At 68.2% G+C, this 24,754-nt stretch carries 20 protein-coding genes; 11 read left to right on the forward strand and 9 right to left on the reverse strand.

Annotated elements, in window-relative coordinates; genetic code table 11:
* Positions 1-74: 74 nt before the first annotated feature.
* The 9 genes from aceK to bioB all read left to right on the forward strand — a co-directional run bounded on the left by aceK (position 75) and on the right by bioB (position 10,145).
* Positions 75-1,892 carry a bifunctional isocitrate dehydrogenase kinase/phosphatase gene (gene aceK / locus DIE03_RS17040; protein ID WP_124452273.1) on the forward strand — a complete coding sequence of 606 codons (1,818 nt, stop codon included), beginning with the start codon at positions 75-77 and terminating at the stop codon, positions 1,890-1,892.
* Between the two features lie 56 nt (positions 1,893-1,948).
* Positions 1,949-2,722: a carbonate dehydratase gene (can, locus tag DIE03_RS17045; protein ID WP_124452275.1), complete on the forward strand. Its 774-nt coding sequence runs from the start codon at positions 1,949-1,951 to the stop codon at positions 2,720-2,722.
* A 102-nt stretch (positions 2,723-2,824) separates the two neighbouring features.
* Positions 2,825-3,502, forward strand: a complete 678-nt coding sequence (locus tag DIE03_RS17050; protein ID WP_124452277.1) for an SDR family oxidoreductase — start codon at positions 2,825-2,827, stop codon at positions 3,500-3,502.
* Positions 3,503-3,541: 39 nt separating this feature from the next.
* Positions 3,542-3,979, forward strand: a complete 438-nt coding sequence (locus tag DIE03_RS17055; RefSeq protein WP_124452279.1) for a YchJ family protein — start codon at positions 3,542-3,544, stop codon at positions 3,977-3,979.
* Positions 3,980-4,085: 106 nt separating this feature from the next.
* A complete protein-coding gene (locus DIE03_RS17060) occupies positions 4,086-5,351 on the forward strand; it encodes a dienelactone hydrolase family protein (protein ID WP_124452281.1) in 1,266 nt (421 codons plus the stop codon).
* Positions 5,352-5,812: 461 nt separating this feature from the next.
* Positions 5,813-7,159: an adenosylmethionine--8-amino-7-oxononanoate transaminase gene (bioA, locus tag DIE03_RS17065; protein ID WP_124452283.1), complete on the forward strand. Its 1,347-nt coding sequence runs from the start codon at positions 5,813-5,815 to the stop codon at positions 7,157-7,159.
* 2 nt (positions 7,160-7,161) lie between these two features.
* Complete coding sequence (bioF, locus tag DIE03_RS17070) at positions 7,162-8,346, forward strand: 8-amino-7-oxononanoate synthase (protein ID WP_124452401.1); 1,185 nt, start codon at positions 7,162-7,164, stop codon at positions 8,344-8,346.
* The gene (bioD, locus tag DIE03_RS17075; protein WP_124452285.1) at positions 8,343-9,062 is read left to right on the forward strand and encodes a dethiobiotin synthase; all 720 of its coding nucleotides are present in this window, start codon (positions 8,343-8,345) and stop codon (positions 9,060-9,062) included. Before bioF ends, bioD begins: the two co-directional genes overlap by 4 nt.
* A 63-nt stretch (positions 9,063-9,125) precedes the next feature.
* Positions 9,126-10,145 carry a biotin synthase BioB gene (gene bioB, locus DIE03_RS17080; protein WP_124452287.1) on the forward strand — a complete coding sequence of 340 codons (1,020 nt, stop codon included), beginning with the start codon at positions 9,126-9,128 and terminating at the stop codon, positions 10,143-10,145.
* Between the two features lie 198 nt (positions 10,146-10,343).
* On the opposite strand, the gene DIE03_RS17085 is transcribed toward bioB, so the two are convergent.
* The 4 genes from DIE03_RS17085 to DIE03_RS17100 all read right to left on the reverse strand — a co-directional run bounded on the left by DIE03_RS17085 (position 10,344) and on the right by DIE03_RS17100 (position 13,379).
* Positions 10,344-11,069, reverse strand: a complete 726-nt coding sequence (locus tag DIE03_RS17085; RefSeq protein ID WP_124452289.1) for a copper homeostasis protein CutC — start codon at positions 11,067-11,069, stop codon at positions 10,344-10,346.
* Between the two features lie 82 nt (positions 11,070-11,151).
* Positions 11,152-11,553, reverse strand: coding sequence for a hypothetical protein (locus DIE03_RS17090; protein ID WP_124452291.1), 402 nt, complete (start codon positions 11,551-11,553; stop codon positions 11,152-11,154).
* The gene (locus DIE03_RS17095) at positions 11,550-11,936 is read right to left on the reverse strand and encodes a hypothetical protein (protein ID WP_124452293.1); all 387 of its coding nucleotides are present in this window, start codon (positions 11,934-11,936) and stop codon (positions 11,550-11,552) included. The genes DIE03_RS17090 and DIE03_RS17095 overlap by 4 nt, the downstream gene beginning before the upstream one ends.
* Positions 11,937-12,092: 156 nt before the next feature.
* On the reverse strand, positions 12,093-13,379 hold the full coding sequence (locus DIE03_RS17100) for an EAL domain-containing protein (RefSeq protein ID WP_124452295.1): 1,287 nt from the start codon (positions 13,377-13,379) through the stop codon (positions 12,093-12,095).
* 296 nt (positions 13,380-13,675) lie between these two features.
* Here DIE03_RS17100 and DIE03_RS17105 point away from each other — a divergent pair, with 296 nt between their 5' ends.
* Positions 13,676-15,343 (forward strand): Na+/H+ antiporter, encoded by a 1,668-nt coding sequence (locus DIE03_RS17105; protein ID WP_124452297.1) that lies wholly within the window; start codon positions 13,676-13,678, stop codon positions 15,341-15,343.
* A gap of 91 nt (positions 15,344-15,434) precedes the next feature.
* On the opposite strand, the gene DIE03_RS17110 is transcribed toward DIE03_RS17105, so the two are convergent.
* The 3 genes from DIE03_RS17110 to DIE03_RS17120 all read right to left on the reverse strand — a co-directional run bounded on the left by DIE03_RS17110 (position 15,435) and on the right by DIE03_RS17120 (position 21,267).
* The gene (locus DIE03_RS17110) at positions 15,435-19,007 is read right to left on the reverse strand and encodes an indolepyruvate ferredoxin oxidoreductase family protein (RefSeq protein ID WP_124452299.1); all 3,573 of its coding nucleotides are present in this window, start codon (positions 19,005-19,007) and stop codon (positions 15,435-15,437) included.
* 1,042 nt (positions 19,008-20,049) lie between these two features.
* Positions 20,050-20,370, reverse strand: a complete 321-nt coding sequence (locus DIE03_RS17115) for a hypothetical protein (protein ID WP_124452301.1) — start codon at positions 20,368-20,370, stop codon at positions 20,050-20,052.
* Positions 20,371-20,709: 339 nt separating this feature from the next.
* Positions 20,710-21,267: a DapH/DapD/GlmU-related protein gene (locus DIE03_RS17120; protein WP_124452303.1), complete on the reverse strand. Its 558-nt coding sequence runs from the start codon at positions 21,265-21,267 to the stop codon at positions 20,710-20,712.
* A 371-nt stretch (positions 21,268-21,638) separates the two neighbouring features.
* Here DIE03_RS17120 and DIE03_RS17125 point away from each other — a divergent pair, with 371 nt between their 5' ends.
* On the forward strand, positions 21,639-22,253 hold the full coding sequence (locus DIE03_RS17125; RefSeq protein WP_124452305.1) for a glutathione S-transferase family protein: 615 nt from the start codon (positions 21,639-21,641) through the stop codon (positions 22,251-22,253).
* A gap of 23 nt (positions 22,254-22,276) precedes the next feature.
* Here the strand turns inward: DIE03_RS17125 and DIE03_RS17130 are convergent, their stop codons facing one another.
* Both DIE03_RS17130 and DIE03_RS17135 read right to left on the reverse strand, forming a co-directional pair.
* Positions 22,277-23,245: an ion channel gene (locus DIE03_RS17130; protein WP_124452307.1), complete on the reverse strand. Its 969-nt coding sequence runs from the start codon at positions 23,243-23,245 to the stop codon at positions 22,277-22,279.
* Positions 23,246-23,413: 168 nt separating this feature from the next.
* The gene (locus tag DIE03_RS17135; protein WP_124452309.1) at positions 23,414-24,433 is read right to left on the reverse strand and encodes a sulfate ABC transporter substrate-binding protein; all 1,020 of its coding nucleotides are present in this window, start codon (positions 24,431-24,433) and stop codon (positions 23,414-23,416) included.
* Positions 24,434-24,754: the final 321 nt, after the last annotated feature.

Here is a 24,754-nt window from a genome sequence, read left to right on the forward strand (position 1 = left end):
CGAAAGTCATTGAAACGCCGACTTGGGCGCTAAAATGGCGAGTGCTTACAGCCCCTTGAACGAGCCTGCACGCGATGAATCACTTCCCCAAACTGCTGTCGTCGCAGATCGGTTTCGACGTCGCGCAGACGATGCTCGAATACTTCGATCGCCATTACCGGATCTTCCGCGAAGCGGCGGTCGAGGCGAAGACGCTGTTCGAGCGCGGCGACTGGCACGGGCTGCAGCGGCTCGCGCGCGAGCGGATCACGTCGTACGACGATCGCGTGCAGGAATGCGTCGAGGTGCTCGAAGACGAATACGACGCGGAGAACATCGACGACGAAGTGTGGCAGCAGATCAAGCTGCACTACATCGGCCTGCTCACGTCGCACCGCCAGCCCGAGTGCGCGGAAACCTTCTTCAATTCGGTGTGCTGCAAGATCCTGCACCGTTCGTACTTCAGCAACGATTTCATCTTCGTGCGCCCGGCGATCTCGACCGAGTACCTGGAGAACGACGAACCGGCCGCGAAGCCGACCTACCGCGCGTACTATCCGGGCACCGACGGGCTCGCCGCCACGCTCGAGCGCGTCGTCACGAACTTCCAGCTCGAACCGGCATTCGAGGATCTGCCGCGCGACATCGGCTGCGTGATGCAGGCGATCGACGACGAATTCGGCCACTTCGACGCGGCGCCGAATTTCCAGATCCACGTGCTGTCGTCGCTGTTCTTCCGCAACAAGAGCGCGTACGTCATCGGCCGCATCATCAACGCCGACCGCGTGCTGCCGTTCGCGGTGCCGATCCGCCACGTACGTCCGGGCCTGCTCGCGCTCGACACGGTGCTGCTGCGCCGCGACCTGCTGCAGATCATCTTCAGCTTCTCGCACTCGTACTTCCTCGTCGACATGGGCGTGCCGTCCGCGTACGTCGACTTCCTGTGCACGATCATGCCGGGCAAGCCGAAGGCCGAGATCTACACGTCGGTCGGCCTGCAGAAGCAGGGCAAGAACCTGTTCTACCGCGACCTGCTGCACCATCTGTCGCATTCGAGCGACCGCTTCATCATCGCGCCCGGCATCAAGGGCCTCGTGATGCTCGTGTTCACGCTGCCGTCGTTCCCGTACGTGTTCAAGATCATCAAGGACCAGTTCCCGCCGCCGAAGGAAACGACCCGCGCGCAGATCATGGAGAAGTACCAGCTCGTGAAGCGCCACGACCGCCTGGGTCGGATGGCCGACACGCTCGAGTATTCGAGCGTCGCGCTGCCGCTCGCGCGGCTCGACCACGCGCTCGTGCGCGAACTCGAGAAGGAAGTGCCGTCGCTGCTCGAATACGAGGACGACAACCTCGTGATCAAGCACCTGTACATCGAGCGCCGGATGACGCCACTCAACCTGTACCTGCAGAACGGCAGCGATGCGGACGTCGAGCACGGCGTGAAGGAATACGGCAACGCGGTGAAGGAGCTGATGAAGGCGAACATCTTCCCCGGCGACATGCTGTACAAGAACTTCGGCGTCACGCGCCACGGCCGCGTCGTGTTCTACGACTACGACGAGATCGAGTACCTGACCGACTGCAACGTGCGCCGCGTGCCGCCGCCGCGCAACGAGGAAGACGAGCTGTCCGGCGAACCGTGGTATACCGTCGGCCCGCACGACATCTTTCCGGAAACCTACGGACCGTTCCTGCTCGGCGACCCGCGCGTGCGCAGCGTGTTCATGAAGCATCACGCGGACTTTTTCGATCCCGCGCTGTGGCAGGCGAGCAAGGACAAGCTGATGCAGGGCGAACTGCCCGACTTTTACCCGTACGACACGGCGCTGCGCTTCAGCGTGCGCTACCCCGCGCGCTTCGGTGCGGCGGACCAGAACGACGGCGAAGGCAACGCGCAGCGCGCGGCCTGACGCCGGTGACACCGAAACCGATATCGACCCGATTTCCGCCAACGGAATCCACACCGATGAACACCCAAGACAATCCGCTTTCACATCTGTTCGACAACAACGAAGCCTGGGTCAAGCGCAAGCTCGAGGACGATCCGGAATTCTTCGCGCGCCTCGCCGACCAGCAGGCGCCGGAATATCTGTGGATCGGCTGCTCGGATTCGCGCGTGCCCGCGAACCAGATCATCGGCCTGCCGCCGGGCGAAGTATTCGTGCACCGCAACATCGCGAACGTCGTCGTGCACAGCGACCTGAACTGCCTGTCGGTGATCCAGTTCGCGGTCGACATCCTGCGCGTGAAGCACATCATGGTCGTCGGCCACTACGGCTGCTCGGGCGTCAACGCGGCACTGCTCAACCGGCGCGTCGGCCTCGCGGACAACTGGCTGCACCACGTGCAGGACGTGCGCGAGCGCCACGCGGCCCTGCTCGACGGCTGGCCGGTCGGCGAAGCGCGCTATCGCCGCCTGATCGAGCTGAACGCGATCGAGCAGGTCGTCAACGTGTGCCGCACGACGATCGTCAACGACGCGTGGGCGCGGGGCCAGTCGCTCACCGTGCATGGGCTCGTGTACGGCGTGCACGACGGCCGGATGCGCAACCTCGGGATGGCCGTGTCGAACTTCGACGCGCTCGACGAGACCTACAAGCGCTGCGTGGCCGCGCTGACCGCCGGCGGCCAGCATGCACCGGACAACGACATGATCGCGGCGGACGCCGCCGCGCGGCTCGAAGGCGTCGCGCAGGCGGTCGCCGCGACGCTGAAGCCGTGCGACGACGCGAAGCAGTAGTGCGCCAGCAGCCTGGCGGCGGCCGCGGCGCGGCCGCGGCACGCATCGAACGGATCTGACACCGGCGCCGCCAAGGCGGCGCCCAGGAAAGGAGCGATGGGCATGAAAACCGTACTGATCGTCGGTGCATCGCGCGGCCTCGGCCGCGAATTCGTCCGGCAATACCGGCGCGACGGCTGGAACGTGATCGCGACCGCGCGCGACGAAGCGTCGCTCGACGCGCTGCGCGCGCTCGGCGCGCACGCGCATGCGCTCGACATCACGCAGCCCGAGCAGATCGCGGTGCTCGGCTGGAAGCTCGACGGCGAACGGCTCGATGCAGCCGTGCTCGTGTCGGGCGTGTACGGGCCGCGCACCGAAGGCGTCGAGACGATCACGGCCGAGGATTTCGACGCGGTGATGCATACGAACGTGCGCGGACCGATGCAGCTGCTGCCGATCCTGCTGCCGCTCGTCGAGGACGCACGCGGCGTGCTGGCCGTCGTGTCGAGCCGGATGGGCAGCATCGCCGAGGCGACCGGCACGACCGGCTGGCTGTACCGCGCGAGCAAGGCGGCGCTGAACGACGCGCTGCGCATCGCGTCGCTGCAGACGCGCCATGCCGCGTGCATCTCGCTGCATCCCGGCTGGGTGCGCACCGACATGGGCGGCGCGCAGGCCGCGATCGATCCCGAAACGAGCGTGACCGGCATGCGCCGCGTGATCGCCGAATCCGGCTCGGACGTGTCGCAGGCCAACGGCCGCTTCTTCCAGTACGACGGCGTCGAGCTGAGCTGGTGAGCCGACTCGACAACCGATCGTCGTTAATTCCCGTTTCGCATGATTTTGAACCGACCTGACGCGTGCCCGTGCGGCGGCGCGTCCCCCGCACCCGCCGGCAAAGCGCCGGCGCCGCGCTACGCGGCCTGCTGCGGCCGCTTCATCGACGGCGGCGAAGCCGCGCCGACCGCGCTCGAGTTGATGCGTTCGCGGTACAGCGCGTACGTGCTCGGCGCGACCGGCTACCTGCGCGCGACGTGGGCCGTGCGCACCTGCCCGCCCGATCTCGATGCCGACCCCGACGCACCCGACGCGCCGCGCTGGCTCGGCCTCGCGGTCAAACGCCATGCGCCGCTCGACGAACGCCACGCGGAGGTCGAGTTCGTGGCCCGCTACAAGGTGGGCGGACGCGCGTACCGGCTCCACGAGACGAGCCGTTTCGAGCGCGACGAACACGGTTTCTGGCGCTATGTCGACGGCGAAGTAAGTGAACGCTGACAAATAGTTGCCATGTCAGACGCCGGGTAATTCCCGCATTGCACAACCCGATTTTGTCGGGCTACGATGACCTCGAATTGGTCATGTTGCATGGCAGGGCTTACGAATGGCGTTCAGCAAGGTATTGGTGGGATGGATGGCGGCCTGTGCGCTGTCGGCCGCTCAGGCCGGTACGCTGCCGAACGCAAATACGGGTACGGGCGCCAGCGGGTCGCTCGCCCATGCCGAGCGCTTCGATTACGGCGACTCGAACCTGCCGCAGGTCGCGGCCGATCTCAACGAACAGGTTCTCCGCATCCCGGCCGATGCGTCGGGCGCCGTCACGCTCGAGGCGACGCTCTTCAAGCCGGACGGCCCCGGGCCGTTCCCGCTCGTCGTCTTCAATCACGGCAAGAACACCGGCGATCTCCATCTGCAGCCGCGCAGCCGGCCGCTCGCGTTCGCACGCGAATTCGTGCGGCGCGGCTACGCGGTGATCGCGCCGAACCGCCAGGGCTTCGCCGGCTCGGGCGGCACGTACCAGCAGGAAGGCTGCAACGTCGGCAAGAACGGCCTCGCGCAGGCCGCCGACGTCGACGCGACGGTGCGCTACATGTCGCACCAGCCGTACGTCGATGCGTCGCGCATCGTCGTCGCCGGCACGTCGCACGGCGGCCTCGCATCGGTCGCGTACGGCACCGAAGCCGCACCGGGCGTGCGCGGCATCATCAACTTCTCGGGCGGGCTGCGCCAGGACCTGTGCGACGGCTGGCAGCGCAACCTCGTCGATGCGTTCGACCAGTACGGGGCGCATACGGCCGTGCGCTCGCTGTGGCTGTACGGCGACAACGATTCGGTCTGGACGCCCGCGCTCGTCGCGCAGATGCACGACGCGTACGTGTCGCACGGCACGCAGGCGCAGTTCATCGATTTCGGCCGCTACAAGGACGACGCGCACCGGCTGATCGTCGATCGCGACGGCGTGCCCGTGTGGTGGCCGGCCGTCAATGCGTTCCTCGCGACCCTGAACCTGCCGACCTCGGTGCGCTATGCGGTCGCGAACCCGCACGAGCCGAAGGCCACCGGCTACGCGTCGATCGATGCGGTCAACGCGGTGCCGTATGTCGACGAAGCCGGTCGCGAAGGCTATCGCCGCTTCCTGAACCAGCATCCGAGCCGCGCGTTCGCGGTGTCGTCGGAAGGCGCCTGGTCGTGGGCGGAAGGCGGCGACGACCCGATGGCGCTCGCACTCGACAACTGCGCGAAACAAGGCGCGGGCGCATGCCGGCTGTACGCGGTCAACGACCATGTCGTGTGGAACACGACGCAGACGGCCGACAACGGCGACGCCAACGCGCGCGACGCCGATACGCACGCACTGGCTTCGCGCTGACGCGCGGCGGGTCCGCCGCCGCCGCACCCTTCCCGCCTGATCCGGTTCTGCCTCCCGCCCGTCCTCCCGTGCGGTTATGCCTGCGTGCCGTTCCTGCCGGCTGTTTCCTCCCCTGATTCCGTAGACGATTCGAGCGCCGCCTCGTAGGCGCGACGTCGCCGCGCTCCCCCGCACCCGCCTTCGATCCCCGTTTTTCCCTGGTCATGCCGGCGCGCGGCCCGCGATTTTTTTCTGTCTGGGCGGCTCACTCGAACGTCGTCATCTACGGTCATTTCCCCGCTTCCGCCGCGTTCCGTCCCGAGCACCCCCGAACTGCGCCGAACTCCCGCCCGGCAAGGCTTTGCAGCGTTTGTAACCGCTAGTGCAACGTCCCGCGGAACACGCTAATCTCAGCGCGTTTCGTGTCCCGCCGCGCGGCATCCATTCGATGCCGCGCGGTCGTTTTACCCCCCGGAGTCGCCTTGAGTACGCCAGCCACCGACGACTGGGTCGCGCGCAGCCTGCGCGCGGTCTGGCATCCCTGCACCCAGATGAAGCATCACGAGCGCCTGCCGCTCGTCCCCGTCGCGCGTGGCGCGGGCGTGTGGCTGTACGACCACGACGGCCGCCGCTACTTCGACGCGATCAGCTCGTGGTGGGTCAACCTGTTCGGCCATGCGAACCCGGACATCAACGCGGCGCTGAAGGACCAGCTCGACACGCTCGAGCACGCGATGCTCGCCGGCTGCACGCACGAGCCCGCGATCGAGCTCGCCGAACGGCTGCACGCGCTCACCGCGCGCAACCTCGGCCATGCGTTCTTCGCGTCGGACGGTGCGTCGGCCGTCGAGATCGCGCTGAAGATGAGCTTCCACGCGTGGCGCAACCGCGGCCGCGCGAACAAGCAGGAATTCGTCTGCGTCGCGAACAGCTATCACGGCGAGACGATCGGCGCGCTCGGCGTGACCGACGTCGCGCTGTTCAAGGATGCGTACGATCCGCTGATCCGCCACGCGCACGTCGTCGCGTCGCCCGATGCGCGCGGTGCGCTGCCGGGCGAGACGGCCGCCGACGTCGCGGGCCGTGCGCTCGCGGACGTGCGGCGCCTGTTCGCCGAACGCGGCGACCGGATCGCCGCGCTGATCGTCGAGCCGCTCGTGCAGTGCGCGGCCGGCATGGCGATGCACGATCCGTCGTACGTGCGCGGGCTGCGCGCGCTGTGCGACGAATTCGGCGTGCACCTGATCGCCGACGAGATCGCGGTCGGCTGCGGCCGCACGGGCACCTTCTTCGCGTGCGAGCAGGCCGGCGTCTGGCCCGATTTCATGTGCCTGTCGAAAGGCATCAGCGGCGGCTATCTGCCGCTGTCGCTCGTGCTCACGCGCGACGACGTGTACGCGGCGTTCTACGACGACGACACGACGCGCGGCTTCCTGCACTCGCACTCGTACACCGGCAACCCGCTCGCGTGCCGCGCGGCGGTCGCGACGCTCGACCTGTTCGCGCGCGACGACGTGCTCGCGGGCAATGCGCGCAAATCGGCGACGCTGCGCGCCGCGCTCGCGCCGCTCGACACGCACCGCCAAGTTCGCCACCTGCGCGAGCGCGGCACGCTGTTCGCGTTCGACGTCGCGCTCGACGGCGACGCGGCGCGCGGTTTCTCGCGGCGGTTCTTCGAACGCGCGCTGGAGCGCGAGCTGCTGCTGCGCCCGATCGGCACGACCGTCTACCTGATGCCGCCGTACGTGATGAGCGACGACGACATCGCGTGGCTCGCGCAGCGCACGCGCGACACGCTCGACGCGACGCTGGCGGAGGTCGCGCAATGACCGTGCCGCTGCTCGACACCCTGCAACGCAGCCTCGCCGATCTCGACGCACAAGGGCTGCGCCGCGTGCGCCGCATCGCCGACACCGCGTGCGACGCGCGCATGACCGTGAACGGCCGGGAAATCATCGGCTTCGCGAGCAACGACTATCTCGGCCTCGCCGCGCATCCGGCGCTCGTCGCCGCGTTCGCCGAAGGCGCGCAGCGCTACGGCTCCGGCAGCGGCGGCTCGCACCTGCTCGGCGGCCATTCGCGCGCGCACGCCAAACTGGAAGACGAACTCGCGGGCTTCGCGGGCGGCTTCTCCGATGCACCGCGCGCGCTGTACTTCAGCACCGGCTACATGGCGAACCTCGCGGCGATGACGGCGCTCACCGGCAAGGGCGCGACGATCTTCTCCGACGCGCTGAACCACGCGTCGCTGATCGACGGCATGCGGCTGTCGCGCGCGAACGTGCAGGTCTATCCGCATGCGGACATGGCCGCGCTCGCCGCGCTGCTCGACGCATCGGATGCCGAAACGAAACTGATCGTCAGCGACACCGTGTTCAGCATGGATGGCGATATCGCGCCGCTCGCCGAACTCGTCGCGCTGGCCGAACGCCACGGTGCATGGCTCGTCGTCGACGATGCGCACGGCTTCGGCGTGCTCGGCCCGCAGGGCCGCGGCGCGCTCGCGGCCGCCGCGCTGCGTTCGCCGCATCTCGTGTACGTCGGCACGCTCGGCAAGGCCGCCGGCGTCGCGGGCGCGTTCGTGATCGCGCATGAAACCGTGATCGAATGGCTGATCCAGCGCGCGCGCAGCTACATCTTCACGACGGCCGCGCCGCCGGCCGTCGCGCACGCGGTCTCGGCGAGCCTGAAGGTCATCGCCGGCGACGAAGGCGACGCGCGCCGCGCGCACCTCGCCGCGCTGATCGAACGCACGCGCGCGCTGCTGCGCAACACGCGCTGGCAGCCGGTCGATTCGCACACGGCCGTGCAGCCGCTCGTGATCGGCAGCAACGAGGCGACGCTCGCGGCCATGCGCGCGCTCGACGCACACGGCCTGTGGGTGCCCGCGATCCGGCCGCCGACGGTGCCCGCCGGCACGTCGCGGCTGCGCGTGTCGCTGTCGGCCGCGCATTCGTTCGACGATCTCGCGCGGCTCGACGCGGCGCTGATCGAAGCCAGCGAGGCGGCAGCATGACGGCCCCGCTCTCGCTGTTCGTCACCGGCACCGACACCGAAATCGGCAAGACCTTCGTGTCGGCCGCGATGCTGCATGGCTTCGCGCGGCACGGCCTGCGCGCGGCCGCGCTGAAGCCCGTCGCGGCCGGCGCGTACGAACGCGACGGCGTCTGGCGCAACGAGGACGCCGACCAGCTCGATGCCGCCGCGAACGTCGTGCTGCCGCCCGAGCTGCGCACGCCGTTCCTGCTGAAGGCGCCGGCCGCGCCGCATATCGTCGCCGCGCAGGAAGGCGTGACGCTCGACATCGGCACGATCGCCGCGTGCCATCGCGAAGCGCTGACGCGCGCGGACGTCGTCGTCGTCGAAGGCGCCGGCGGCTTCCGCGTGCCGATGAACGACACGCAGGACATGGCCGATCTCGCCGTCGCGCTCGACGTGCCGGTCGTGCTCGTGGTCGGCGTGCGGCTCGGCTGCATCAACCACGCGCTGCTCACCGCCGACGCGATTGCCGCACGCGGCCTCAAGCTCGCGGGCTGGGTCGCGAACCACGTCGACCCGGCCATGTCGTTCCCAGACGAGAACATCGCGACGATGCGCGACTGGCTCGCGCGCGAGCACGGCGCACCGCTCGTCGGCCGCATTCCGCACATGAGCCCGGCCGCCCCCGAATCCGCAGCGGCGATGCTCGACATCGCCGCGCTCGTCGAGACGCTGCGCACCGCGCAGCATTGACCCAACCGAAACAGATCCCCCGATCCCCCGATCCCTCATCCCCGACCAGGACAGGAAACCGAAATGACCCAAGCCCAGACCGCCGCCGTGCAACCCGACGCGATTCCCGTGGCTGCGCCGGCCCCGCAGCGCTGGCGCGTCGCCGACGTCGTCGCGCTGTTCGAGCTGCCGTTCAACGACCTGCTGTTCCGCGCGCAGCAGGTGCACCGCGAGCACTTCGATGCGAACGCGGTGCAGCTGTCGACGCTGCTGTCGATCAAGACGGGCGGCTGCGAGGAAGATTGCGGCTACTGCTCGCAATCGTCGCATCACGATACGGGCCTGAAGGCCGAGAAGCTGATGGACGTCGACGCGGTGCTCGACGCCGCGCGCGCGGCGAAGGCGAACGGCGCGAGCCGTTTCTGCATGGGCGCCGCGTGGCGCAACCCGAAGGAGCGCCACATGCCGGCGCTGACCGAGATGGTGCGCGGCGTGAAGGAACTCGGCCTCGAGACCTGCATGACGCTCGGCATGCTCGAGGACGAACAGGCGCAGGAACTCGCGAACGCCGGCCTCGACTACTACAACCACAACCTCGACACGTCGCCGGAGTTCTACGGCCAGGTGATCTCGACGCGCACGTACCAGGACCGCCTCGACACGCTCGACCGCGTGCGCGACGCCGGCATCAACGTGTGCTGCGGCGGCATCATCGGGATGGGCGAATCGCGCCGCGAACGCGCGGGGCTGATCTCGCAGCTCGCGAACCTGAACCCGTATCCGGATTCGGTGCCGATCAACAACCTCGTCGCGATCGAAGGCACGCCGCTCGAAGGCACCGCACCGCTCGACCCGTTCGAGTTCGTGCGCACGATCGCGGTCGCGCGCATCACGATGCCGAAGGCCGTCGTGCGCCTGTCGGCCGGCCGCGAGCAGCTCGACGACGGGCTGCAGGCGATGTGCTTCCTCGCCGGCGCGAACTCGATGTTCTACGGCGACCAGCTGCTGACGACCAGCAACCCGCAATCGCAGAAGGACCGCGCGCTGTTCGAGCGCCTCGGCATCCGTGCGAGCGACGCGGACGCGATGTCGGCCCGCGCGTAAGCGGCATCCGCCGGCGGGCCGGGCCCGCCAACGAGAAAGCCGGGGCATGCCCCGGCTTTTTTTCATCCGATCGTCTGCACCGGGTTGCCCTGCGCGTCGCGGATCACCGGCGCGCGGCGTCAGCGTGCGCGCCGCCCTGCTCGTCGGGTGTTGCGCCGGCCATGCGGCCCGCTCTCCCGATTCGTGTTCCGGTGCACGTCACACGTGCGCCGCCGCGCCGTCGAGCGCCGCGCGCACGCGCTCGACGCGCTGCTCGTCGACGGGCGCCAGCACCTCGCCGCGCGGTCGCACGCCCGAGCCGAAATGCACCGCGCGCACGCCGGTCGCGCGGACGAAATCGCCGACGGCGTCGATCGTCAGCCCCGAGCCGGCCAGCACCGTGCAGGTCGAGCCGGCCGCCTGCCGCACCAGCCGCGTGATCGTCGCGACCGCGTCGAGCACCGACGGATGGCCGCCCGAGGTCAGCACGGACGTGACGGCCGGCACGCGCAGCAGCGCGTCGAATGCGGCGTTGAGATCGCGCGCGACGTCGAACGCACGGTGGAACGTGAGCGCACGCCCGTCGGCGGCGGCCGCGATGCGGGCCAGCGCATCGAGATCGACGTCGCCGCGCGCATCGAGCGCGCCGAACACGACACCGTTCGCACCGGCCGCGACGGCCGCGCGCACGTCGCGTTCGATCACGCGCAGGTCGTCGGCGTCATAGACGAACGACCGGCTGTGCGGGCGCACGATCACGTTGACGGGAATCGGCACGGCAGCCACGACGGCCTCGATCAGGCCGACGCTCGGCGTCAGCCCGCCTTCCGTGATCGCGGTCACGAGCTCGAGGCGGTCGGCGCCCGCGCGGGCGGCGGCCTTCGCGTCGCCGACGGTCGTGGCGATCACTTCGAGGAGGATGGAAGAAGCGGCGTTTCGGTTCATGGGCGGCCCGCGAATCGTCAGGACAATTCGCGCATCCTAGTCAGTATGACTCCGCGGGGCAAGGGCTGGCGTGCCGTGCGCGTCAGGCGCGCCGCACGAGCCCGATGCCGGCCAGCGCGGACAACGCCGTCAATGCGGTGCCGGGCACGAACCTGAACATCCGCGCGTCGAAGTACGCACTCTGCTGCATCATGTCGACGATCTTCGGTGTGAGCACGAGCATCGCCCAGCCGAGCGCGCCGAACGCGGTGATCGCGGTCGCGACGAGCAGCGCGATGCCCGCGCCGCGCGTACGCGGCCGGAATGTGCCGGCAAACGCGCCTGCGGCGAGGAGCACGGCCGACACCGCGAACAGCACGGCGACGAATACGGTCGTCGCGCCCGCATGGCCGACTTTCATGAACGTGACCGTCTGCGCGGCGCTCACGCAGAAGCCCGCGATCGCGAACAGCACGATCGCGATCGCATTGCGCACGATGCTCATGCGGGCGTCTGGCGGAAATACGCGGTCGCGGGGCGCCGGAACAGCAGGTAGACGAACAGCGCGAACAGCAGGACGCCGGGAATCAGCACCGCGAGCATCGACGCCGGCATGTTGACCAGCGAGAACGCGATGCCGAACACGAACGTCGCGACGTACGCCGTGCGCGACCATTCGCGCCCCTTCAGGATCGCGATGCCGATCACGACGTTCGCGACTTCGATGATCATGCTGATGCCGAACGTCGCCCAGACCGGCAGCAGGTAGTGCGACATCAGCGCCTGGGTGGTCGGCATGCCGATCGAGAACGGCGTATAGACGCACGTGATCGCGTTGGTCACGATGACGACCCACGCGAGGATGGTCAGCGAAATCGGTCTTTTCATGATGTTGTCCTTTTATTCGCCGCCATGGTGGCCCCCGGGGCGGCGCGATCGCGGACACGACGGCCGCGATCGCGCCATTGTCGGGGAAGCATGCAGCGAACGCAACGGCCGCCCCGCGCCGCCGCGCCCCGATCGCCGCATGCGATCCGTGCGGCGCTAGCCGCCGTCCGCTTCCTCGTCGACCCAGTCGATATCGCCGCACAGCACACGCTGCGCATCGCCGACGCGCACGGCCACCGACAGCGTCACGCACGGCTGCGCCTCGTTGATCGACAGGTACGGCCGCGTGACCTGCACGCGTCCCGGCTCGGCGATCGCCGAACGGAAATACGGCCGGCGCAGCCAGTTCGCGCCCTGCGCGTCCGCCAGCGGCGAGAAGCGCGCCTCGGCGAGCGCGCGATCGGCGCGCAGCACGACGTTGCGGCCCGACTGGCGGCCGTGTGCGTCGAGCAGGAAGCAGCGCGCGGCCGCGTCGAGCGCGAGGAAGTTCCAGCACACCTCGTCGAGCGGTTCGCCGGCCGCGAGACGCTCGGACGCCCGCTCGAACGCACGCAGGTACGGCGCGAGCCGCTGCGCGTCGCGCCGTTCGCGCGCTTCGGTCTGCTGACGAAAGCGCTCGGTCAGCTCGCCGATGCAGCCGGTCGCGGTCGCGCTGTCGGGCAGCCCCGGCGCCGGTCGCCCGAAGTAGTAGCCCTGCACGAAATCGGCCTCGCACGACAGCGCGATCTGCGCCTCGTGCTCGGTCTCGATCCCTTCGACGAGCACGAGCTTGCCGGCCTCGTGCAGCAGCGTGACGAGCCCGTGCAGGATCGCGGTGAGCCCGGTGCGGTGCGCCGCGTGCGACAGCATGATCCGGTCGAGCTTCACGATGTCCGGGTTCAGTTGCCAGATCCGTTCGAGGTTCGAATGACCGGCGCCGAAATCGTCGAGCGCGATCAGGAAGCCGTGCGTGCGGAATTCGCGCACGGCCTCCGCGAGCCGCTCGACGTCTTCCGCGCGCTGTTCGAGCACTTCGAGCACGATACGACGCGGCGGCATGCCGAGCCGCTTCAGGTTCGCCAGCAGCGCGGCGGCCTGGAACGGGTCGGTCAGCACGCCCGGATGGACGTTGAGAAACAGCCACTCGCGCTCGGCGCCGAGCAGCGCGAAGTTCTCCAGATGCAGCGCCTGCGCGAGCCGGTCGAGCTGCAGCAGCTCGCCATGGCGCGCGGCGGCGCCGAACACGTCGAGCGGCGACACCGCGCGGTCGAGCGCATCGTGCGCGCGCAACAGCGCCTCGTAGCCGACCGCACGCTGGTGCGACAGGCTGAATATCGGCTGGAACACGGTCGTCAGCGTCAGGTCGCGATGCTGCGTGGCCAGACGTTCGAAGCCGGAACTCATCTCCCGCTCGAACCGGTACGGCGACGCGGCGGACGGACGCTCCTGTTGAACGATCGTCATGCCTTCCTCCTGGTGATGCCTTCGAACGCGCCGCCCGGCGAAACGGACGGCGCACTCAATGTCATGGTTGGACCCTCGATTGCCCGATCGATGCCGGGCGGCTGCCCACTTCAAGCAAGCTCCGTGCAAGGCGCCGACAATCCATATGCCATGCGGTTCGGCCGGGCCATCGCACCACCGCGGCGCACGCCGGGCGCACCATTTTCGTGCGCACGCACCGGCCGCTTGAGCGCAGCCGTCACGTCGGCACGCTACACTCCGTACGATCGTTTCATTCCGCGTTATTCGCCGTATCGATGGAAATCGTTTTCACAGTCCTGATTCTGCTGCTGACCGTCGCACTGTCCGGCGCCGTCACGCGCCTCCTGCCGTTGCAATTGCCGCTGCCGTTGATGCAGATCGCGTTCGGCGCGATGCTCGCATGGCCGAACCTGAACCTGCACGTCACGTTCGATCCTGAAATCTTCATGCTGCTGTTCATTCCGCCGCTGCTGTTCGCGGACGGCTGGCGGATCCCGAAACGCGAGCTGTACCTGCAGCGCCGCGCGATCCTGATGCTCGCGTTCGGCCTCGTGTTCATGACGGTACTCGCAGTGGGCTACTTCGCGCATTGGCTGATTCCCGAGTTGCCGCTGCCTATCGCGTTCGCACTCGCGGCCGTGCTGTCGCCGACCGACGCGGTCGCGCTGTCCGGCATCGCCGGCAAGGGCCGGATTCCGCCGCAACTGATGCACATCCTCGAAGGCGAGGCGCTGATGAACGACGCGTCGGGCCTCGTCGCGCTGAAATTCGCGATCGCGGCCGCGCTGACGGGCGTGTTCTCGCTGCGCGCCGCGTCGGTCACGTTCGTGATCGTCGCGGCCGGCGGGCTCGCGACGGGCGCGATCGTGTCGTGGTTGTTCAGCGCGCTGTCGACGCGCTTCCTGAACGCCGAGCAGGAAGGCGATCCGGCCCCCGGCATCGTGATGACGCTGCTCGTGCCGTTCGCGGCCTACCTGTTCGCCGAGCACCTCGACCTGTCGGGCGTGCTCGCGGCCGTATCGGCCGGGATGATGATGAATTACACGAGCTTCTCGCGCAAAAGCACGGTCGCGTCGCGCGTGCGCGCCGAAAGCACGTGGGCGATGATCGAGTTCGTCTTCAACGGCATGGTGTTCATCATGCTCGGGCTGCAGTTGCCGCACATCATCGGCCGCGCGCTCGTCGACGCGCACCACACGAGCGATGCGCTGGTCGGCCGCATGATCTTCAACGTGGGCGCGATGATGCTCGCGCTGTATGCGATCCGCTTCACGTGGGTGTGGCTGCTGCGCTGGTTCGCGAGCCGCCGCGCCGCGCGCCAGGGCCTCGCGGGCACGATGGCCGGCGTGCGCACGATCGCGGTGATGACGGTCGGCGGCGTGCGCGGCGCGGTCACGCTCGCCGGCGTGCTGTCGATTCCCGTCGCGTTGTCGGACGGCGCACCGCTGCCGGGGCGCGACACCGCGATCTTCGTCGCGTCGGCCGTGATCCTCGGCTCGCTGATCGTCGCGGTGATCGGGCTGCCGCTGCTGCTGCGCGGCGTGCGCTCGACGCGCAACCCGCTCGGCGACGAAGAGCGCATCGCACGCTCGGCCGCCGCGCAGGCCGCGATCCGTGCGATCGACTCGTCGCACGATGCGATCTCGGCCGAGCTCGACGAATCGGGTGCGGCGCGCTGCGCGGACATCTCCGCGCGCGTGATGGACCAGTATCGCCGCCGGCTCTCCGCACTCGCCGAGGACGGCCCCACGCCGCGCGCGGAAGCGAAGCAGGCCGAAACGATGGAGCTGCAGATGCGGATCGCGGCCGTGCGCGCGGAACGCTCCGCGCTGTACCGGCTGCGCAGCGACAGCAAGATTTCCGACGAGACGCTGACGAAGCTGATCCGCGAGATCGACCTGTCGGAAACCGCGCTGTCGACGCGCAAGAAAGGCATTCTCTGACGGTCCTGCAACTGCCCGCGTACGGGTACTGAGACGCAAAAAAAACGGCGACGCTCAAGCGTCGCCGTTTTCACATCCACCCGCGTTCGCGTTACTTCGCGACGACGACCGGAATCCCCTTCAGCATCCCCGCGCCCTTCATCTCGTCAAGCGCGTGCTGCACGGCCGCGCTCGTCGCCGCGTCGATGCCGAGCTGCAGCGCGAGCTCGCGCTCCGCGCGCTTCACGCCGGCCAGGTTGCGCACCTTCACGTGGCCGAAGCCGCGCACGCGGGCGTGCAGGTCGGCCAGTTGCACGACCTGCGCCGCATTGCCGGCCGTCATCGCGGCGAATGCGCGCGTGAGCGTCGTCTCGTAGTCGTCGGCGAGTGCGCGCTCCATCTTGCGCTCGACGGTGCGGCCGAACGGATCGAGCCCCGTGCCGCGCAGGCTGCGCACGCGCGCCAGCACGCCGAACACCGGCCACATCCACTGGCCGAACACACGCTTCTTCGGCGTGCTGCCGTCGCGGCCGGCCTTCGCGACCGTCGGCGGCGCAAGGTTGAACTTCACGCGATACGCCTGCCCCGGCACGCCTTCGAACTGCGCTTCGAGCGCCGTGCGGAATGCGTCGTCCGTGTACAGCCGCGCGACCTCGTATTCGTCCTTCACCGCGAGCAGCCGGTAGAACGTCGTCGCGACCGCGCGCGTCAGCGCGTCGTCGCCCTTCGCGCGTGCGGCGTTCACGAGCGCCCGGTAGCGCTCGACGTAACGCGCGCCGCCGTAGCCGTCGAGTCGCGCTTCGCGATCGGCGATCAGCTCGGCGAGCGTCTCCGGCGCGGCACGTGCGGCCACCGTGTGACGCGCATTCCACAACGCATCGAGGCCCGCCGCGTCGCCGGCCGCCATCCGGCCGATCGAGAACGCGAGCTTGTTCATCGGCACCGCGACGTTGTTCAGCTCGATCGCGCGCATCATCGCGGCGAGCGACACCGGCACGAGGCCGAGCTGCCACGCATAGCCGAGCATCAGGATATTCGCGCCGATCGAATCGCCGAGGAATTTCGCGGCGAGCGCCTGCGCGTCGCAGCTCGACAGGTAGCCGTCGCCGGCCGCATGGTGCATCTTCTCGAGCAGCGCGTCCGCATGCAGGTTCGCGTCGGGGTTCTGCACGAACGACGCGTTCGGGATCCGGTGCGTGTTGACGACGATCCGCGTGCGCTCGTGGCGCACCGTCTGCAGCGCTTCGGCGCTCGCGCCGACGACCATGTCGCACGCGAGCAGCACGTCGGCCTGCTGCGTGTCGATACGCACCTGGTTCAGCCACCGGTCGCTCGACGCGATCCGCACGAACGACAGCACCGAGCCGCCTTTCTGCGCAAAGCCCATGAAGTCGAGGACCGACGCGCTCTTGCCTTCGAGGTGCGCGGCCATGCTGATCAGCGCGCCGACCGTCACGACACCCGTACCGCCGACACCCGTCACGAGCATGTCGAACGGCGCCGCGTCGAGATGGGTCGCCGGCACCGGCAGCCCGTCGACGCGCGCGGCGAGCGCCGCTTCGTCGAACGCGGCGCCGGCCGCCTTCTTCAGCGCCGCGCCTTCGACCGTCACGAAGCTCGGGCAGAAGCCGTTCACGCACGAATAGTCCTTGTTGCACGACGACTGGTCGATGCGGCGCTTGCGGCCGAGCGGCGTCTCGAGCGGCTCGACCGACAGGCAGTTCGACTGCACGCCGCAGTCGCCGCAGCCTTCGCACACGGCGTCGTTGATGAACAGGCGCTTGTCCGGGTCGGGGAATTCGCCTTTCTTGCGGCGGCGGCGCTTCTCGGCCGCGCAGGTCTGGTCGTAGATCAGCACGGTGACGCCCGGCGTCTCGCGCAGCTCGCGCTGCACCGTGTCGAGCTCGCTGCGGTGATGGAACGTCGTGCCCGTCGGAAACTGCCCGTGATGGCCGTCGTACTTCTCCGGCTCGTCGGACACGACGACGAAGCGCGACACGCCCTCCGCCTCGACCTGCCGTGCGATCTGCGGCACCGAGATGCTGCCGTCGACCGGCTGGCCGCCCGTCATCGCGACCGCGTCGTTGTAGAGGATCTTGTACGTGATGTTCGCTTTCGCGGCGACCGCCTGGCGGATCGCGAGGATGCCCGAGTGGAAGTAGGTGCCGTCGCCGAGGTTCTGGAACACGTGCTTCGTGTTGGTGAACATCGCGTGCGCGGCCCAGTCGACGCCCTCGCCGCCCATCTGGATCAGCCCCGTCGTGTCGCGCTCCATCCACGACGCCATGAAGTGGCAGCCGATCCCGGCCTGCGCGATCGAGCCTTCCGGCACCTTCGTCGACGTGTTGTGCGGGCAGCCCGAGCAGAAGTACGGCGTGCGCTTCACCGCGTCGGCTTCGTTCGACAGGATCTGCGGCGCGACCAGATCGACGACGCGTTCGCGGCGGTCGAGCGCGGGCTTGTGCCGCGCGAGCCATTCCGCGAACACCGGCAGGATGCGCGACGGGCGCAGTTCGCCGAGCTCGGACAGCAGGCAGGCGCCGGCGGCGTCGTGCTTGCCGAGCACGCGCGGGCGCGCGCCTTCGCTGCGGTTGTACAGGTAGTCCTTGAGCTGCTGCTCGATGACCGGGCCCTTCTCCTCGATCACGAGCACTTCGTCGAGCCCGTCGACGAAGGTCTCGACGCGCGTCATCTCGAGCGGATACGACAGGCCGACCTTGTAGATCCGCACGCCGGCGGCGTCGAGATCGGCAACCGTCAGGTCGAGGCGGCGCAGCGCTTCCATCAGGTCGAGGTGCGCCTTGCCGCAGGTGACGATGCCGACGTTCGCGTGCGTGCTCGGCGCGATCCACTTGTCGATGCTGTTGGTGCGCGCGAAATGGCGCACCGCGTCGAGCTTCGCGGCGAGGCGCGCCTCGATCGTCAGGCTCGGCAGATCGGGCCAGCGGTTGTGCAGGCCGCCCGACGGCGGCGTGAAGCCTTCCGGTGCCGGCCACTGCGTCTGCAGCGCGTCGAGGTCGACGGTCGAGCCCGACTCGACCGTTTCCGAGATCGCCTTGAAGCCGACCCATGCGCCCGAGTAGCGCGACAGCGCCCAGCCGTACAGGCCGAATTCGAGCATGTCGGCGATGTTCGCCGGGTTCACGACCGGCATGTGCCACGCGATCATCGCGAAGTCGCTCTGGTGCGGCATCGACGACGACACGCAGCCATGGTCGTCGCCCGCGACGACCAGCACGCCGCCGTGCGGCGACGAACCGTACGCGTTGCCGTGCTTCAGCGCGTCGCCGGCGCGATCGACGCCCGGACCCTTGCCGTACCACATCGCATACACGCCCTCGACCGTGCGCTCGGGATCGGCTTCGACGCGCTGCGTGCCGAGCACGGCCGTGCCGCCGAGTTCCTCGTTGATCGCCGGCAGGAAGCGCACGCCGCTGGTATCGAGCAGTTTCTTCGCCTTCCACAGCTGCTGGTCGACCATGCCGAGCGGCGAGCCGCGATAGCCGCTGACGAAGCCGGCCGTGTTGAGTCCCTGCTCGATGTCGACCGTGCGCTGCATCAGCAGCAGGCGGACCAGCGCCTGCGTGCCGGTCAGGAAGATCCGGCCGCGCGTCGCGGTCAGGTTGTCGGTCAGGCGGTAGTCGGACAGGGCAGGCGTGCCATCGACGGGCAGGCGGGCGGTCATGGGGGATGTCTCCGGATTGTGCTGTTCTGGGCTGCGCGGCGGGGCGTCGGGCGACGCGTGACCGGCGGCAGCGAATGGCTCTATTTTTTCGTGCGCAGCCGAGAATGTTTTTTCTCATCTTGCTCGGGCGGGGCTGTAGCGAGAAAAACTGCGCAGGTTTTCGCGTGGATTTGAGAGAGTTTTCGCGCGCGGTGGTGGGGGCGCGGTTGGCGGGTGTCGACGCGGCCGGCCGTCTTGCCGGGAAAACCGATGCGCGCTTGAGGGCATCGCCATGGCCACGCGATGGGTGCTCGAACCCCGTCTGCCAAGGGTTTCGAGGGCTTTTGGCAGTCACCCTCACCGTTGAATTGCACAGGGTTCCGATTGGTCGAGGGCGCCGGATGTCCACAACGCCGCGCCCTTCGCGCCGATCGGGTTCGCGCGCTCACCGTTCGATTGCACAGCATTTCGAGTGGCGTCGGGGCCGGGATGTCCACATCCGGAATCGGCATGCCGTTCGCCCGGGTGTCGACGCTCACCGTTGGAATTCACAGCGCGACGAGTGGGTCCTGACGGTGGATATCCACATCCTGGCCGGCTCGTTTCGACGATCCGCTGTTCACCCTCACCGTTCGAATACACAGGGTCGTGAGTGGGTTCGTCGGGCGGATATCCACGCCGGAATACGCATGCTGCGCGACTACCGCTTCGCACTCACCGTTGAAATGCACAGGGCTTCGACTGGCTGCGGCGGCTGTTTTCCACGGCCGGACCTGCATTGCCAGCGGGCCGTGCGCGTATGCTCACCGGTGAAAATCACAGCGCTTCGAGTGGCTTGGGGGGCCGGATATCCACATCGGGGAAAATCGGCCGATCGCTCGCGGAGGCGCGTTTCATCGAGCGCCGGCGACGCGGCAATCCATGCCGGAGGCGGCTGGTCACCCGATCGGACGCTGACACTCACCGTCGAAAAACACAGTGCCGCGAGTCGTTTCGGCGGGCGGATATCCACACTGAAATGCGCACGGTGCGCCTGACACGGCACGTGCTCCAGGCGACGTCATCAGCCGGACGGCCGCGCCCGGACGGGCTGCCGGCCAATGATGCGCGGATACTCACCGTTGAATTCCACAGCGCGTCGAGTCGCTTGGGAGATCGCGAATGCGCGACGAAATTCGCACGTTCCGGACCACGTGCCCGCGCTTGCCGTTAGAATGCACGCCCGCTCGATCGCGATCCGGACCCGGATATCGGCGTCGCGACGCACATCGGGCTCGGTCGCGCATTCTTGCATTCCGTCAGAATGCGCGGCGCGCCGAATCACGGCAAAGGCCGGCGAGCCTTGCTGGAACTGGCGCGTCGCGCGATCGGCTTCGACACTCACCGTTGGATTTCACAGCATTTCGCTTGGTCTCGGAGCGAGTTGTCCACACCCTTCTTCACGTATTGCGCGACATCAGGCGATCCTCACCGGTGAAATCCACAGCGCGCCGAGTCGTTTCGGAGCGAGGATATCCACAACCGGTTGCGCGACGGGATCGCCATGCGCACATCGGCGAACGCCTCGGTGCACCGCAACCGGGGACACCCGCAAAGGCTTGTCCGGACTGCCTCGGCGGCACCCTCACCGTTCAAATGCACAGCGTTTCGAGTCGTCGTCTAGCGGGTTGTCCACATCCGCTCATCGATGCGCGATCGCGCCGGCACGCGCGCCCGGGCAATGTCATTCGGCAATCGACCGGATGACCGCTGCCGGATTGCCGCCGACCAGCGTATTCGGCGGAACGTCGCGCGTGACGACCGCCGCGGCCGCGACGACCGAATTCTCGCCGACCGTCACGCCACCGATGATCGTCGCGCCGGCGCCGATCCAAACGTTCCGTTCGATCACGATCGGCTTCGCGACGACGCCGTCGCGCCGCCGCGAAGGCTCGATCGGATGACCGGACGTGATCAGGCTGACGTTCGGGCCGATCATCACGTCGTCGCCGATCTCGAGTCCGCCCAGGTCGTAGAACGTGCAGTTCTGGTTGACGAACACGTTGCGCCCGAGCTTCATGCCGGTGCCACCCGTCGCGTGAAACGGCGGGATCAGCACGAAGCCGTCGTCGACCTGCGTGCCGATCAGTTCTCCGAACAATGCACGAACCTCGCATGCATCGTCGAACGTCAGACGGTTGAGCCGCGCGGTGATCGCCATCGCGCGCTTGACCTCGGCCACCATGGCCGCCGATTCCGGTGTTCTCCGCGAAATGATCGTGGTGCGATCGTCGTTTGCCATGCGTGACTTGTCTCCAGTGATGTCCGTGTTTCGCGATGCTTTGGCGGTCGTGGTCGAATGCCTGCGAGGTCATGTGCCAGGAGGCTGCGGGGGGCGCGGCGTACATGGGGCGCTATGTCATTTTCCACAGGATTTTTGTCGATCTTCATAACTAGTCCTCATATAACTAGTTATTCCAAAACCTCCTTATCCCACCGGGCCTTGCCGGATTTTCCGCCCGATTCACGCTCGACACACAACGCCGCCAACAGACTCGCTCAGCCGTACCGCCCTTGGCCGGACGCCCCTCGCCGCCCCTGTCCGAACCTCCTGCGCTCGGGTACGCTTGAGCATCGACCTGACCGACACCGGCACCCAAACGCGGAGGCGCGATGAAGCTCTACTACTGGCCGAAGACCCGGGCATTCCGGGCGTTGTGGATGCTCGAGGAAACCGGCGTGGTGTACGAACTCGTGCCGATCGACCTGCGCTCGCACGAACAGGGCAGCGACGCATTCGTGCAGGTCAACCCGATGGCCAAGCTGCCCGCGCTCGACGACGGCAGCGCGCCGTTCGCCGAATCGGGTGCCGTGCTGCTCTACCTCGCCGATCGCTGCCCGGGCGCCGGGCTCGGCATCGCGCCCGACGATCCGCTGCGCGGCCGCTTCCTCCAATGGATGTTCTTCACGCCGACCTGCCTCGAACCGGCGATGGCCGAGAAATTCACCGGCGCGTCGGGCAATCCGGTCGCGTTCGGCTGGGGCAACATCACGCGTGTGCAACGCGCACTCGCGCAAGCGCTCGCCCATCACCCGTGGCTCGTCGGCGATCGCTTTACCGCGGCCGACCTGCTGCTCGCCAGCACGCTGAAGATCGCGTTCGACGCGCATCTGCTGCCGGCCGAAGGCGTGCTCGGCGACTACGTCGCACGCGCCGAGGATCGCGACGCGTTTCGTCGCGCCGTGGCGATCGAACAACGCGAAGCGGCGCGATTGCTGCACGCGTGACGCGCGAGAGGCCGGCCCCTCGCTCACGCCTGCGCGCCCGGACCCTGCGCCGACGCGCCCGCTTCGACCACCACGCCGGGCGACCCACGCTCGTCGGTGTCGACGTCGATCGGCACGACTTCATGAAAATACGTGTAGTCGATGTGCGTGATGCCGTCCTCGTCGTGCATCAGGTCGACATAGCGGTGACGCCAGCGGATCTCGTCATGCGCCCACGAATGACGCGCCTGCATGACCTGCGCGGTCGTTTCGTCCGAGCCCTCGATCGTGATCAGCAACGACGCGTCGCGCGCGGCGAGCGATTCGGGCGTCTCGCCGAACAGCGCGCTCGACTCGTCAATCACGTGCATCAGGTTCCAGCCGAGCAGGAAGATCGGGTGCTCGCTGCGCACGAGCGGCAGGTCGTGGATCTTGCGCAGCGAGTAGCCCTCGTGCGTGCCTTCGATGCGCATCAGCCGCAACTTCGCCTGCGCCTCGGCAATCACGTTCTGGCGCGCATTCGCGGCGCGCACCATCAGCGTCATCCTGCCGTTCAGCGGCCGCACGATCGCGTTGCGCGCGAACAGGATCTTCGCCTGCGGCCGCGAGAAGCGCGCGAACACGAGCCCCGTGGCCAATGCGATGCTCGACATCCCGACGAAGATCTCGAACGTCGCGACGAGGTGCGCATAGACGGTCTGCGGATGCATGTCGCCGTAGCCGACGGTCGCGAGCGTCTCGACGCTGAAGAAGAACGCACCGCCGAAGCCGGCCGGCGACTGGTTCGCGATCGGCGCATGGCCGAGCAGGTAGAGCGTCGCGAAGCCGCCGTTGAGCAGCAGGAACAGCACCGCGAGCGACAGGAAGAACACGGGCCAGCTCACCGTCAGCGCGCGATGGTAGAAATCGCGCCAGCCGAGCGGCGGCATCCCGTATGCGATCACCGGGCGGGTGCCCGACCAGATCTTGCGGCCACGGCCGCGGGGGGCTGGGGAGGACGAATCGACGGTCATCGCGCGGCGCCGGTTGCAGGGAGGCGATGAGCGTAGCATGCGCGGCGGCGGTCGGGAATGCGTGCCGTCGCGAAACGGAAGTCCGCCGCGCGATGCCGAAAAAAAACCGGCCGCGTGTGCAGCCGGCTGCGATGTCGTCGTGTGGGCCGCGCGCGATGCGCGCCGTGCTTACTTCCGGTCGACGATCACCTGGTCGAACGTGCCGCCGTCGGCGAAATGCGTCTTTTGCGCGTTCGCCCAGCTGCCGAAAACCTGCTCGACGCTGAACGTCTTCAGCGCCTTGAACTCGGCCGCATGCTTCTTCAGCACGTTCGCGTCGCGCGGGCGCAGATGGTGCTGCGCGATGATCTCCTGCGCTTCCGGCGTGTACAGGTAGTCGAGATAGGCCTGCGCGACCTTGCGCGTGCCTTTCTTGTCGACGACCTTGTCGACGACGGCGACGGGCGGCTCCGCGAGGATGCTCGCCGACGGATACACGGCGTCGAACTGCGCGCCCGATGCGCCGGTGTCCATCAGCGCGACTTCGTTCTCGAACGTGACGAGCACGTCGCCGATGCCGCGCTGCGTGAACGTCGTCGTCGCGCCGCGGCCGCCCGAGTCGAGCACCGGCACGTTGCGGAAGATCGCCTTCTCGAAGTCGAGCGCCTGCTGGTCGGTCGCGCCCTTCTGCTTCTGGAAGCCCCACGCGGCAAGATACGCGTAGCGGCCGTTGCCCGACGTCTTCGGGTTCGCGATGATCACCTGGACGCCCGGCTTGGCGAGATCGCTCCAGTCCTTGATCGCCTTCGGATTGCCCTTGCGCACGAGGAACACCATCGTCGTGGAATACGGCGAGCTGTTGTCCGGGAAGCGCGCGCGCCAGTCCTTCGGCAGCAGTTGCCCGCGCTCGGCGAGCAGGTCGATGTCGTTCGGCTGGTTCATCGTCACGACGTCGGCCTGCAGCCCCTGCAGCACCGACAGCGCCTGCGCGCTCGACGCGCCGTGCGACTGCTTGATCGTGACGGTCTCGCCGGCCTTCTGCTTGTACGCGGCGGCAAAGCTCGTGTTGATGTCCTTGTACAGCTCGCGCGTCACGTCGTACGACACGTTCAGGATCGACGTGTCCGCGTGCGCGGCCGTCGCCGCCACGACCAGCGCCGCCGCCGCGCCCGTGTGCAGCCAGCGGCCGATCCCCTTGATGCTTGCCATCGTGATGTGCCCCGTTTCCAGTGGTGGTGAATGTGCGTGACGGCACGCGTACGCGCTGTCATCGAAACGTAAGCGGGCATTCTAGCGGCCGGGCGCGGCGGTCTTTCCAATCAGTCGTGGAAAGCAAATCTCGAATCCTGCTAAACGCCGGCCGACGCTCGCGCGCGCCGCCGATCCGGTGTTAAGATCGCCGCTCAGCCCACTCACGGTTCGTCCATGTCCGCCACCCTGCGCTCGCTTTCGATCCTCGCCGCCGTCGCGGCAGGTACGCGCGCGGCCGGGCTGAAACTGAAAAAACGACTCCTCGACTGACGGGGACGT

The sequence above is a fragment of the Burkholderia sp. Bp8992 genome, assembly GCF_003853705.1.
GTDB lineage: Bacteria > Pseudomonadota > Gammaproteobacteria > Burkholderiales > Burkholderiaceae > Burkholderia.